A 12,429-nucleotide genomic window follows, 5' to 3' on the forward strand; every position below is an offset into this window, starting at 1 on the left:
TCAAGATCCCCGGAGCCCCATGAAATTCCTTGAACTGCTCAAAGAACGAAAAACAAGAAAGCGCCTGCGCAGCATGGACAAGCTGGACAGGTCGGCGGAAAAGATCAGGCTGCGCTACCCGCGTTATACCGTCGGTGTGGGCACCTACGGGATCCCCGAGGTGCTGGAGTTTGGCGATGACACGGTCCTGAAGGTCGGTTCCTACACCTCGATTGCCGACGGTGTGCGGATTTTGCTGGGCGGTGAGCACCGTACTGACTGGCTGACCACGTATCCGTTTCCGGCGATGATCGACAAGCTTGAAGACATCAAGGACTACGCGCCCAGCAAGGGTGATGTAGTGATCGGCAGCGACTGCTGGATCTGCGCCGATGCGGTGATTCTGTCCGGCGTGACCATCGGCCATGGCGCCATTGTGGCGGCCGGCGCGATGGTGACCCGCGATGTGCCGCCTTACTCGGTGGTCGGCGGCAATCCGTGCAAGTTCATCCGCTGGCGTTTCGAAGAGCAGGTTCGCGAAGAACTGCTCCAGGCTGCCTGGTGGGACTGGCCGGTGGATGAGGTCAAGTCAGTGGCGCGAACCCTGTGCAGCGCGGACCTGCAGGCTTTCCTGACCTATATCCGGCGGCGCAAGGCAGCCGAAGCAGTACCGGTTGGTTGAGTGTGCGCAATTCAAACTGCTATGACTGAATGTCGACAGACCCGCAAGTTCTGGCAGAATACGGCATTGGCCTGACTCGTCCAGGCAGTCTGCTAAATGAAAGAGGGCGTTATGAGTCAAGTGAGCATCAACTGGGACACGCTGGGTTTCGACTACATCAAGACCGATAAGCGCTTTCTTTCCTACTGGCGTAACGGTGAGTGGCAAGCCGGTTCGCTGACCGAAGACAACGTTCTGCACATCAGTGAAGGCTCCACGGCCCTGCATTACGGCCAGCAGTGCTTCGAGGGCCTGAAGGCCTATCGCTGCAAGGATGGCTCGATCAACCTGTTCCGTCCTGACCAGAACGCCCAACGCATGCAGCGCAGCTGTGCGCGGGTGTTGATGCCGCAAGTTCCTACCGACATGTTCATCGAGGCCTGCAAGCAGGTCGTCAAGGCCAACGAGCACTTCATCCCGCCTTACGGCTCCGGTGGTGCGCTGTACCTGCGTCCGTTCGTGATCGGTGTGGGTGACAACATCGGTGTGCGCACTGCGCCGGAATTCATCTTCTCGATCTTCTGCATTCCGGTCGGTGCTTACTTCAAAGGCGGCCTGAAGCCGAACAACTTCGTGATCTCCGGCTACGACCGTGCCGCCCCACAGGGCACCGGTGCGGCCAAGGTCGGCGGCAATTATGCTGCCAGCCTGCTGCCAGGCTCCGAAGCCAAGAAGAACAGCTTCGCCGATTGCATCTACCTGGACCCGCAGACCCATTCGAAGATCGAAGAAGTCGGCTCGGCCAACTTCTTTGCCATCACCGCTGACAACAAGTTCGTAACCCCGCGTTCGCCGTCGGTGCTGCCGGGTATCACCCGTCTGTCGCTGATGGAGCTGGCCAGCAGCCGTCTGGGCCTGACGGTCGAAGAGGGTGACGTGTTCATCGACAAGATCGACCAGTTCAAGGAAGCCGGTGCCTGCGGTACTGCCGCGGTGATCACGCCAATCGGTGGCATTTCCTATAAAGACAAGCTGCATGTATTCCACAGCGAGACCGAAGTCGGTCCGGTCACCCAGCGTCTCTACAAAGAGCTGACCGGCGTACAGTCCGGTGACGTTGAAGCGCCAGCAGGCTGGATCGTCAAGGTCTGAGTCGCTGAACCGGCTGTAGCAAAAAGGGAAGCGCAAGCTTCCCTTTTTTATTGGGCGTTATCAGGCGTCTGGCTTGGCCTCTTCTTTGGCCGGCCCGAGGATGATCGCCAGATGCCGCAAGTCGTCCAGCTCCAGGCTGAAGCTCTTGCCCGACGGGCTTTTCACCAGCGTGCCCAAGGCATAGACCGTGAAGAACTTCACCTCAGCGGCATGGCTGAGCAGCTCCTCGATGTAGCGGCTGGAGCGATAGGCCTGCATCTGCGCCGGTGACACATACAACGTCACCCGCTTGCCATCGAGGCGGTCATAGAACTGAAACTTGAAGCCCTTGCCGTAGCGCTTGTCATCGACCAGCCCGCCGCCGTACAGCACCCGACTGTTGTCGCCTTCGTGGGCGTACTTGATGTGGCGGAAATACGAGCGCAGGGTGATTTCACCTTGCCCGGCAACGCGCAAGGTCAACTGCTTGAAATCCTCATCACTCAATTCAGCCCGGGCCTGCCGATAGAAGTCCACCAATCGCTCCAGATTGCTGGTGCGGGTTTCGCTGTAACCCGGCGTGGCAGGTTCTTTGACCTGGCCAACGGGTTCAGGCGCGGCTGGCCGGTCCTCTGCTTTGCCGGTTGGCACGGCGCCAGAAGGCTCCTTGAGCGGCTGCTTGAGGCTGGGGTCGAACACGTCGATATTGTCGTCGAGCTTGCGCCGCGCCTGGCGCAAACGCACCTGCGGGTCAGGGCTATCGCTGACATCGGGCTCTTGGGCGTCATCGCTGTCATCGACCCACTCGCAAGCGCGATCATGCTGATGGTGCGGGTTGGCACGAAAGTGCGCGGCCACGAAGGTGGGATTGTCCTGTGGCTTGACGTCATAGCGCACCCCGGTGACTTTCACGCCCTGGGCCCGACACACTTCACTGGAGCACAGGAATTCGAAGCGCTTGCGCGGCGGTTCCTGGGAGAAATATTCCCGGCGTGCATCGACGATGGTCAGCTCTTGCTGCAGTTCGATGCAGAACGCACGGGTGATGGGCTTGCCGGGTTTCATGCCTGAGGTCTTCCTGATCTGAAGCGTCCAGGAAAGATTGGTAGGTTTGTCCAGCCACCACAAGCTGTTTCTGCCGTATCGGCCTGGCAGACGGGCAGCGAGCCAGATAGCCCGCCGCCCCGCCCAGTCAGCCCTTGATCACGCCACAGGCATAACGATCACCGCCACCGCCCAGCGGGGCAGGGTGGTCAGAGTGGTTATCGCCACCGGCATGGACCATCAAGGCTCGGCCTTTGATTTCGTCGAGCTTTTTGATACGTGGGGCCAGGACCGGGTACTCGGCCTTGCCGTCAGCAGTCACGTAGATCGCCGGCAGGTCGCCCAGATGCCCCTTGTCGTCGTATGGGCCCAAATGCTTGCCGGTGTTGGCCGGGTCAAAGTGACCGCCGGCTGCCAGAGCGGCAACTTTCTTGCCATCTTTCTCGGCCGCGTCGCAGCTCGGGTTCTGATGGACGTGGAAGCCATGGATGCCGGCCGGCAGGCCACTGAGTTTCGGGGTGAACAGCAGGCCGTACCGGGTTTCTTCGACATGCACGCTGCCGATCGCTTTGGGCGCGCCATCGGCGCTGACGATATTGACCGGGACGTCCAGTGAGGCCGCGTGAGCGCTAAGGGAAAATGCACCGAGCAGACCGAGCCAGAGAGTATGTTTCATAGGCGTTCAACACATCCTGTTGTTTGTGAATCGAAAAAAGTAAGCACCGACACCTTACCGGTTCTGTTTGGGCAGCCGGATGAAGATATTGGTTCAACCTGTCCTGCCGTCGCATCAATGCCTCGTGGCAGGGCGAAGCGGGTGAAGTTTGGCTAGGCTCAGCTCAGTCATCTGAGCGGTTGATGCCACCCGCCACTGGGAATAACCGGCTCGGTGCAATCATGAAAGACCCCTACGCCTTCGGGTTTTACAGTGCTTGTCTTGCCCTCATCGTGCTGGTCTGCGCGGCCATGCTCAGCGCCGGCTCCGGCCAGGCCTATGCGGTCGTCGACTCGGCCTCGGCAGTGATCGGGGCGCTGGCGGTCAGTGGCATTGCCGGCGTTGCCTTCGCCGCCTATGGCACCTGGAAGCGCGATATCCGGCAGAACAAGACCCTGAGCATCATCTGGGACGCCAATGTAGCGTTTCGCGAAATCGAGATCGGTTTCAATGAGTGGTTCTTCGGTCCCGCCACCGAGCAGCGGATGGCATCCGATCACGCGCGGCTCATCGCCCAGCTGGCCGTCAGCCCCTTTGGCCTTGCGCTACGGGCATTCAAGAAACAATGCATCCTGCTCGACAAAATGGTGGTCCGTGACGACTGGCGCTGGGTCAATCACGCCGCCGAACTCGACATGCTGGCGCGGGCGCTGACGGTAGAGTTCTTCGGGCCGGTAACCAAGGGGACGGTCAGGCCGGGCATCGTGGATTTTCTGTTCCCCATCGAAGGCCATGCCCGGCAAAGAACCCAGGCTGACTGGGAGGTGCTGATGGACGGCATCGAGCAAGAACTGATGGAACTTGAACAGCGCCATGGCTGATGGTGCACAGGGTTGTGGGTTAGGATGCCGCCTTTACGTTCGCAAGTAATGAGCGCGAACAGAGCAATTTGAGCATCTACCGATGACAGGGATACAGGAATGAGAAAAGGAATTTTAGGGTTGGCAATCCTGCTGCTCAGTGGTTGCGGCACCATCAATACAGTGTTTCGTGATGATGAGTACAGTGGCCGCGAACTGCGCAAACTCAATACTCATTGCGATGAGATCGCCCGGGTTTACAGCGGTGTTACTTACAACTTCTGCCAGTTGAACGCCAAACCGGCCAGCAACACTGACAAAAGTGGCGGGCTGCTGGCCGGTGTGCTGCTTGATGGCGCAATATCTGGAGTGCTCGACACCGTCGTGTTGCCTTACACCCTCTATCGCCAGATGGCCGACGGCAACATTGTGATTCCCAATTCGACTTGGCAACCAGGCAACGTCAAGTGAGCCTGTTGCGCACTGCTGCGCGGCCTGCATCCTTGATATGGCATTGTTTTGCTGGATGATTAGCTGGCAAAATGCTGTTACTTATCGCGTTGTCACCGCTTCGCAAATGACACCCGAATCTACCTATCGCTGGCAGCGCTGATGTTCAGGCTGGCCGGTTGGCTCAAGTGCAAAGCAGGAATTTATGGATACAGCCACAAAGGACGGTGTGCACACCTGGACGTTTGGTAATCAGATCTGGCAGCAAACCCCTGATGGCCGTTTCTCGTTGCGCAGCATCGCTGGCGTAGACACTGGCGATTGCCTGGTCGATCTGGACTATCTCGCCGGTGCCCGGTTGGCACCCGGTTCTTCCAGTCAATACCTGCCCGCAGCCTTCAAGTTCTGCCCCAGTAGCGGCGAGCCGCTGCCTGCTCCTGCCTGGAATGCCCGAAGCTGTTGGCTGCCGCCTTATGGTGACGGTAGTGGCTCGCGGGTGATCGCCGATGGCCAGTGCGCAATGGCGCAGAAGATTGTGTCTGGCGTGTTCCAGCGCTTGCAGCACAGCGGCGCTCGCGATCTCAACGACAGCAAAGAAATCATCGAACTGCCACGCAAGAACGGCTTGAACTTCTTTGTCGCCAATGTGGGCGGCTACCGCGATGCGTTGTTCGCATTGGGTCGTGAAGGCAGCCTGTTTCTGTGGTTACGCGGCGCGGGTAAATGGCAAGAGCTGCATGCCGAGAGTGTGCCAATCGGGCGTACTCGGCTGGAGAACTGGGCCTGGTCAGTCAGCCTGCTTGCCATTGATGGGACCAACGCCTTGTTTTTGGGCGGTGAAGAGGGGGCGGTCCTGATAAAGGTCGACCCGGTGTCTCTCAAGTACCGGACCCAGCGTAAAGAGGGCCGGGCACTGGCTGGGCCTGGGGATCTGGAAGATCGTGCCTGGCTACCGCTGGTCATGAGCGATGACAGCGTGCGTTTGGTCAGCCCGACGAATACCGGCTGGGAGCACTACCCGGTCGCTGATGCTGATCCGCAGCGTATGACCCGGCTTTCAGCGCCCGTGCGCGATCCTTCTTCACGACGTTTGCTGTGGATTGGTGAACACGGTTATTTGAGCCTGCGTCAGGGCATGGCCGTGCAAGCCCAATGGCATCCTTGGCCAGATGGCGCCACGGCATACCCTGAGCAAGGCCCGCCTTTTCGCGATGGCAGTGGTTTGTGGCAGCAAGTGTCCAGCGATGAGCGCCTGAGCTATCTGCAACTGGATGTCGGTGCAACCGACCCGTCCCGTCCGGTGAAGGGCTATCGGCTGGGCACCGGGCACCTGAGCTTTAAATACAACATCCGCCTGGAACGGCCATGGGATGAACACGACGAAAACCTCGAACCCACGACCCGCGAAGTGGTGTATCCGTTTGTCGAGTTCACCGCTGAGCGCCTGCTGTTGTCGATGCGAGCCCAGCAGAGCCGCCCGCTGGATGAGTTTCTCCAGAGCGAGCAGAAAGCCGATGTGCAATATCGGCTTGATCAGGTTGGCGGCATTGGTTTTGCTTTGAAGGCGTTGGTCAGCGAACCCTGGAAAGCCCAATGGTTCTTTTTCGATAACGCGATGTGGCTGTACATCGATTCCAGTGGAGCGCTCTACCGATGGAAAGCCGAATGAAACAGCTGATGCTTCGCGCCGCTACGCTGATGTTGGCGTTGACCTGCGCCACGGCCTCGGCGCAGCCGCTGCGCCAAGTGTTTCTGGTACAGAACTCCGGCTGGATGGAGCCGTTCTACTTGGACCCGGCATCTGCGTTCAAGCCTTTGGTCATAAAACTGGCAGCCATGGCGGCGGGTGACGGCGAAGTGGTGGTCGGTGGCTTTAACCAGGCCGACAACTCGCACCCCTCGCCGCAATGGACTTACCGGGGGCCCGGTACCCACGGCAAGCTGGCTGAAAGCGTCAACCAATTGAACCTGGCGCGCAAGTCGGGCGGCGCTTACGCAGACACCGATTTCAAGGAAGCGTTGCTGGCTGCAATCACCACCGGCCTTGAGGGTCGTGAAGGGATTGTGTGGATCATCACCAACAACAAGAACAGCCCGAACAACAGTGGTGAAACGCAGCTCAAGAATCGCGAGTTCTATGACTTGCTGCACAAGGATGAGTCGATCAGCCGGATTGCGGCGTTCCCACAGAAGATGCCGGTAAAAGGTCCTAACTATCAAGCCAATGGCCTGATGATCTATGCCTTGGCCTATGGCAAGAGTGCCGGTGCTGCGCTGGAACAGGTATTGGCTCAGCCGGCCTTGTCCAGCCTGCTCAACGACAATCATGTGCGGCTGAAACCACTGACGCGATCGGCGGTGCGTTTCATCCCCACTGGTGTGCAGGACACCGAGGACGTCAGTGCTGAGCTGGCGCCTGATCAGCAGACGGTGGTGCTCAATATCAAGGTCGACAGCTCACCTAAAACGGCGGTGCTGTTGGGGCAGTTCGAGAATCAGTTCAACCCCTACCAGATTCACGATGCAAAGATCGACATGGCGCTGGACATGCCGGGCGAAGCCTTGCAGTCGAGTATTTCGCTGGCGCGCATCAGTGACCTTGAGCCCGGCGCACGTTCCGCGCCGTTGGCGATCAGCCTGCAATTGCCGCCTTTGCCGTCTCAATGGTCCAGTGAAGTGATTTTTTCCAGCGGCTATCAGCGTTCTGGCGCCATTGAAGTGCGTTTGAGCGAGCAGCAACTGCGCATTTCTCAGGATTTCGTCAAACGCATGAACGAACTGTTTCCCGGTGATGCCTTGCCCGATGTGTTCGTGCCCTCAAGCGATGCCAGCAGTTCGGCAACGCGTCTGCCAATCGTGTTGCAAGTCAGCTACCCGTTGGGGCCTGTGCTATTGCTGCTTGGCTTGTTCGTGGCGTTGTTGATCGGTTTGTTGCTGCTGCTCGCCATGCTGGGCGGCAAGAAAACGTTCACCGTTGCCGTGGAAGGCATGACCCAGCCTTATCCACTCAAACCGTTTGCCAGTGTGGGTGTCTATGACGCCCGTCAGAACAAGGTCGCAACGTTGAAACGTGGCCTGTTCGGTGCGCGTCTGCAAGACCAGGCCCCTGATATCGCTGTGCGTCTCAAGTAATTCACTCTCAAGTCTCTCAAGGAAGTTTTTCAAATGGCCCAGACCAGCGCACTGCCAGCCCCGATCCAAAGCACTACCGAGGCAGCAGCTCCGGCAACCACCACAAGTACTCTTGCCGCGCCTGTACCGCTGGACTTGGGACCGAAAAAAGTCGACAGCCGCGATGCGCTGATTGGCGTTGCCGTGCTGGTGGTGCTGGCGATTGTCTTCTTCGTGATCAAGAACGCTTACGCCAACTGGCGGGTGCGTGAGCGCGTGGCGCCCAGCCGTGCCAACGCCTCGGCCTGGTTTCTGTTCCTGGGATTGCTGATGGTCGCAGCCATGGCCGTGCTTGCCGTGATCAATTCGGGCCAGTTCCTGGCGCCGTTGTATTTCGCGCCGCTCGGTGCTGTGGCAGCGATCTCGTTGGTGGCTTGGCTGATGACCTTCTCTGCCAAGCGCTGAGCAAAGCGCTTGCCATGACCACGGCATCTTGCGGCCGTGGTTGCCTGTACTGAATATCTGGATCAATGCCGAGCCACTCGGCCTGCCCGGCCCGGGCACATGGAGTTTTCAATGAGCGACACTGCACAGCCAACCGGCGCGACGGCAACGACCCCCATCGTCGAGAAGATTCACCCGACGCTGTTCATCGCCCTTGGCGGTACGGGGATGAAGGTCAACATCCGCGTGCGCCGGCGTATTCTCAATGCCATCTGGGGCGGCAATAGCCAGGTGCAGCAGATCGCCGATTTCCCGGTGGTGCAATTTGTCAACTTCGACCTCGATTCCGGCGAAGTCACTCAGGACGGCAAGTCGGTGAAAACCGACGTGCTGGCCGAGCAGGTGAGCTTCACCTCGGAAGAAAAGATCATCGAGCAGCTCAACCTGAGCAAGTACACCCACTCCATCGACGAGCTCAACCGGCACCGCGAAGTGGCCGAGTGGTTTCCGCTAACCCCGGAAAAGATCCGCCATCTGGGCATCGACCCGTCCAAGGGCGCCGGGCAGATTCGCGCTCTGTCGCGCCTGTACTTCTTCGACAAGTACCCGACCATTCGCGACAAACTGCGCGACAAGGTCGGCCGCCTGCTGAGCAATATCGGTGCCCAGGCCGACAAACTGAAAAAGCTCGGGCTGGAAATCGAGCCTGGAAAGATCCGCATCGTGATCACCGGCTCTGCTGCTGGCGGCACCGGTTCGGGCTCGTTTCTGGACATGGGCTACCTGGCCAAGGCGATTCTTAAAGAGAGCAACATCGCCGGTAAGGTCGATCTGTTTTTTGTATTGCCCGGCGGCTTTCATGCCTACAACACCGAGCGCGTGCAGGCTAACGGCTATGCGGCGTTGATGGAGCTGGAAACCTGCATGCGCGGCAATCCATTGCTCAAGCACTGGGACGCCACCGATAACCTGTTTATCGACACGCGCCCTTACGATGATGTCTACATCATCGATAACACCAACATCGCCCAGGCCAAGACCAGCGATCAGGAAGACATCTACGAGATGCTCTCTGACGTGTTGTTCACCGACTTCACCTCGCAGGACTTCGCTAACAAGAAGCGCTCGATCGCGGTCAACCAGAACCAGCACAAGATCCGCTCTTATACCGTGCGTCTGCCCCAGGACTACGGTGACAACACCGAGTTGCGCTTCCCGTGCAGCTACTCCTCGATTGGCCAGGCAACGCTGGACACTCGCATCGACGCTCGGCAGAACGTGCGCTTGTGCCGCCAGGTGCAGCAGATGCTCAAGGCATTTTTCGGCGTGGCCAGTGCGGCTGCCGGCGGCAACCGGCCTACCGATAAAGAGCGCGATGAGTTTCTCAAAGAACAGCTCAACGTGACCCCGCGCACGTTCACCGAGTTGCCCGAGTTTCTGTCGCGTGTTGAGCTGACTGTGGCAACGGGTGAGTTTACCCATTATCAGATCGCTGACGACTTGTTGCAGGTCGACGGTGACATCAGCGTCACTGGCCAGATCGAGCAGAAAGTCGAAGCTTTGTTTGAGCGCCTGCAAAGTGGTGGCGCGGATAAAGAGCAGTGGTTGACCCATGTGCGTGAAATCCAGCAGCAGTTGGAGCGCGACACCAAGGGCAGCTCGGTGGACAGCGCCGAGCGCAACCACGAAGTGCGGATTCGTGAAAATCGCTTCAAGCGACTGGCTGAACTGACCCGCGAAGATGCCTTGCCGGAAAAACTGTTCCGCCGTCTGGACGACGACGAGCGCGGTGGCCTGGATTACACCCTGGCCTTGGTCGAAATGCTCAAGGACCGTCTGGAAAACGAGGGCGGCGGGATTATCCCGGCGCTGGAAAAGAACGCCGCGCGCTTTCGCGAACTGTCCGAGAAGCTTGAGTCTGCCGAACTGGCACGTGAGTTCGAGCGCCTCAAGGAAACTACCGACAAGGGCTTGTTTGCCCGCCTGAGTGGTAAAGACAAACAGGCCGACACGGTTCTGGGACAGATCAAAGACACCCTGCGCGAAAGCCTGTTGTTCTATGTCCGCTTTGTCGCGGCCCGCGAAGCTGCGTTGCTGCTGCGTGATGTTTCCGAGTGGCTGGGCCGTAAAGAGTCGGTGGACCACAACGGCCAGCCGGTCTGGAATGGTTTTGTCGGTCGCCTGCAAGATGGCCGCAACGCGGTCAACCAATTGCTCAAACGTATCGACACCGATATCGCCAAGATCGACGCCAGCATCAAGGAGGAACACGCCACCCTGATTGCGCTGACGCTGGTGCAAAACAGCGAAGAAGCCATGGGTGAAAACCCGGACGTGCGTGAGTGGGCCAAAGACGCGTTCAAGGATTTTGGCGGTTCCAAAGTGCTGTTCGGCAAGCTGCAGACCGAAGAAGGCCAGGAAGAGTTGCTGTCGAAACTGCGTAACAAATCGGTACAGCAATTGCCCCGGCAGGCTTCGGCCGCAGACCCGCTGATGGCCGCGTTAGGCGCCCTGAACCCGGATGAGCAGCGCGAGAAGTTCCGCCAGTTGCTGCAGCGTGCCATGCCGTGGACGCCGCTTAACCTCACTGGCGGTTTCAATATCAATAAAGACCGCTACACCTGCCTGATCGGCGTCAACGACGCCAGCGAATTCAAGCGGGTTTACGGTGCGATGCTGGGCCAGTGCCTGCCACAAGGCACCGGTTTGAACGCCGGGCAGATTCAGTTTGTCGAGTCGGGCACGCCGGGCAAACTGATCTGCTTCACCGAGTTGTCGGGCTTCCCGATGCCGGCGCTGACCCCGTTGCCGACCTACCTGGCCAGCTACCGCAAGGAAAGCACCGCGATCCCGCTGCATGTGCACAAGCGCATCAGTCAGTTCGTGCAACCCATCCAGTTTACGCAAGAGCAATACCGGCAGTTTGCAGAAGACTTCAAGCTCTACCTGCACGCCATTGCCTTGGGTGTGCTCAAGCGCCTGGACAACAACCTGTACGAGTTCTACATCGATAAAGAAGACTTCACCATCGGTGATGAGTTCTCGATTCGCCAAAGCGGCTTCAAGCCGGTGCATCGCGGTGACATAGAGAATCAGGTGCGCAGCCGCACCCAGCGTCTCAACGATGCTCAGGTTGCCGCGTTGGTCGTGGTGTTCGACGAGATGAGCCGCAGTGCCTATAAGGCGCAGAAGCGTATTGACGAGCAGGGCGCCTCCGAGTCGTTTCAGTCGTTCCCGTTCAAGATTGCCGAACTGCTCAAAAATGAATACAAGGCGCGCCTCAAGCGTCAGGTTCCAGGTCAGGAAGACCATCTGGTCCGTAGTGCAGAGGCGGCGTTGGGGCAGTTCAGTCAATTTGTGGTTGGCTCACGTGCCGATGTTTATCACGACGAAGTCCATCCTGAACACGCTGAAAAAATCAGCGTGCGCAATGAGTTCTTCAATGAGGGCTGGCTGGATAACCTGCTCAATGCCCAGACACCCGCAACCGCGCCGGTCGCTGCGCCAGCCGTTGCCGCACCGCCACCACCGCCGGCCCCGGGCGGCTTCGCACCGCCGCCACCACCCGCTGCGCTGCCGCAATACAGCTACCACTTGAGTGTGGCCGGCAGCACCTACGGTCCGTACACCACCGCGCAATTGCAACAGTACGTGCAAAGCGGCCAGGTAACCCGCGACAGCCAGTTGTGGCGTGAGGGCATGGCCGGTTGGCAAGGCGCCGGGCAAATCGTTGAGCTGGCCTCACTGTTCCAGCCACCGGTCGGCGGCCCGCCAGCGGCAGCCAGCATTCCACCGCCACCGCCACCGCCAGTGAGTTGAGCCATGTCTGAGACAGCCAAAGCCTTGCAGTTTCCTGCTGCCTGCCTGAACAACATGTGTGCCCAGCCACTCGCGGGGCCGGTGAATCACTGCCCGTTCTGCGGCACGCTCATGGCGCGTGCTGCGCCGGTTCTGCGAGTGGTGCCGCCTGCGCCAGTCCCGGTGCCTGCGGCAACATCCGCCCCGGCGCCTGCGCCTCAACCTGCACCGGCACCTGCCGCAGCAGCGCCGACACCGCCGCCTCCGGCTCCAGCTCCAGCTCCAGCACCTTTGCC

The 12,429-nt window shown here is 59.3% G+C and carries 10 protein-coding genes; 8 read left to right on the plus strand and 2 right to left on the minus strand.

Annotated features, from left to right (window positions below; genetic code table 11):
* Nucleotides 1–19 precede the first annotated feature (19 nt).
* Nucleotides 20–661, plus strand: a complete 642-nt coding sequence (locus tag NJC38_RS05020; protein WP_045482760.1) for a CatB-related O-acetyltransferase — start codon at nt 20–22, stop codon at nt 659–661.
* Nucleotides 662–772: 111 nt separating this feature from the next.
* Entirely contained in the window at nt 773–1,792 is a 1,020-nt protein-coding gene (locus NJC38_RS05025; RefSeq protein WP_253111835.1) for a branched-chain amino acid aminotransferase, read from the plus strand.
* A 60-nt stretch (nt 1,793–1,852) separates the two neighbouring features.
* Here the strand turns inward: NJC38_RS05025 and NJC38_RS05030 are convergent, their stop codons facing one another.
* Both NJC38_RS05030 and sodC read right to left on the minus strand, forming a co-directional pair.
* Complete coding sequence (locus NJC38_RS05030) at nt 1,853–2,836, minus strand: ATPase (protein WP_253111836.1); 984 nt, start codon at nt 2,834–2,836, stop codon at nt 1,853–1,855.
* A gap of 127 nt (nt 2,837–2,963) precedes the next feature.
* Nucleotides 2,964–3,491: a superoxide dismutase [Cu-Zn] SodC gene (gene sodC / locus NJC38_RS05035; RefSeq protein ID WP_253111837.1), complete on the minus strand. Its 528-nt coding sequence runs from the start codon at nt 3,489–3,491 to the stop codon at nt 2,964–2,966.
* A 221-nt stretch (nt 3,492–3,712) separates the two neighbouring features.
* Between sodC and NJC38_RS05040 the strand changes: the two genes are divergently transcribed.
* The 6 genes from NJC38_RS05040 (at nt 3,713) to NJC38_RS05065 (ending at nt 12,154) form a co-directional block, all read left to right on the plus strand.
* A complete protein-coding gene (locus NJC38_RS05040; protein WP_045482749.1) occupies nt 3,713–4,351 on the plus strand; it encodes a hypothetical protein in 639 nt (212 codons plus the stop codon).
* A gap of 99 nt (nt 4,352–4,450) precedes the next feature.
* Nucleotides 4,451–4,801, plus strand: a complete 351-nt coding sequence (locus NJC38_RS05045; protein ID WP_253111838.1) for a YceK/YidQ family lipoprotein — start codon at nt 4,451–4,453, stop codon at nt 4,799–4,801.
* Nucleotides 4,802–4,985: 184 nt separating this feature from the next.
* Nucleotides 4,986–6,449 (plus strand): hypothetical protein, encoded by a 1,464-nt coding sequence (locus tag NJC38_RS05050; protein ID WP_253111839.1) that lies wholly within the window; start codon nt 4,986–4,988, stop codon nt 6,447–6,449.
* Nucleotides 6,446–7,912, plus strand: a complete 1,467-nt coding sequence (locus tag NJC38_RS05055) for a hypothetical protein (protein WP_253111840.1) — start codon at nt 6,446–6,448, stop codon at nt 7,910–7,912. Before NJC38_RS05050 ends, NJC38_RS05055 begins: the two co-directional genes overlap by 4 nt.
* Nucleotides 7,913–7,945: 33 nt before the next feature.
* Nucleotides 7,946–8,356, plus strand: coding sequence for a hypothetical protein (locus tag NJC38_RS05060; RefSeq protein WP_045482737.1), 411 nt, complete (start codon nt 7,946–7,948; stop codon nt 8,354–8,356).
* Nucleotides 8,357–8,467: 111 nt separating this feature from the next.
* Nucleotides 8,468–12,154, plus strand: a complete 3,687-nt coding sequence (locus tag NJC38_RS05065; protein ID WP_253111841.1) for a tubulin-like doman-containing protein — start codon at nt 8,468–8,470, stop codon at nt 12,152–12,154.
* The last annotated feature ends 275 nt before the right edge of the window (nt 12,155–12,429 follow it).

The sequence above is a fragment of the Pseudomonas sp. 21LCFQ010 genome (genome assembly GCF_024129905.1).
GTDB lineage: Bacteria > Pseudomonadota > Gammaproteobacteria > Pseudomonadales > Pseudomonadaceae > Aquipseudomonas.

What these genes read in the sequence shown, in the direction of transcription:
- NJC38_RS05060 (WP_045482737.1), top strand. Translation starts at nt 7,946, where the DNA reads ATGGCCCAGACCAGCGCACTGCCAGCCCCGATCCAAAGCACTACCGAG.
- NJC38_RS05045 (WP_253111838.1), top strand. Translation starts at nt 4,451, where the DNA reads ATGAGAAAAGGAATTTTAGGGTTGGCAATCCTGCTGCTCAGTGGTTGC.
- NJC38_RS05040 (WP_045482749.1), top strand. Translation starts at nt 3,713, where the DNA reads ATGAAAGACCCCTACGCCTTCGGGTTTTACAGTGCTTGTCTTGCCCTC.
- NJC38_RS05065 (WP_253111841.1), top strand. Translation starts at nt 8,468, where the DNA reads ATGAGCGACACTGCACAGCCAACCGGCGCGACGGCAACGACCCCCATC.
- NJC38_RS05020 (WP_045482760.1), top strand. Translation starts at nt 20, where the DNA reads ATGAAATTCCTTGAACTGCTCAAAGAACGAAAAACAAGAAAGCGCCTG.
- NJC38_RS05025 (WP_253111835.1), top strand. Translation starts at nt 773, where the DNA reads ATGAGTCAAGTGAGCATCAACTGGGACACGCTGGGTTTCGACTACATC.
- NJC38_RS05050 (WP_253111839.1), top strand. Translation starts at nt 4,986, where the DNA reads ATGGATACAGCCACAAAGGACGGTGTGCACACCTGGACGTTTGGTAAT.
- NJC38_RS05055 (WP_253111840.1), top strand. Translation starts at nt 6,446, where the DNA reads ATGAAACAGCTGATGCTTCGCGCCGCTACGCTGATGTTGGCGTTGACC.
- NJC38_RS05030 (WP_253111836.1), bottom strand. Translation starts at nt 2,836, where the DNA reads ATGAAACCCGGCAAGCCCATCACCCGTGCGTTCTGCATCGAACTGCAG.
- sodC (WP_253111837.1), bottom strand. Translation starts at nt 3,491, where the DNA reads ATGAAACATACTCTCTGGCTCGGTCTGCTCGGTGCATTTTCCCTTAGC.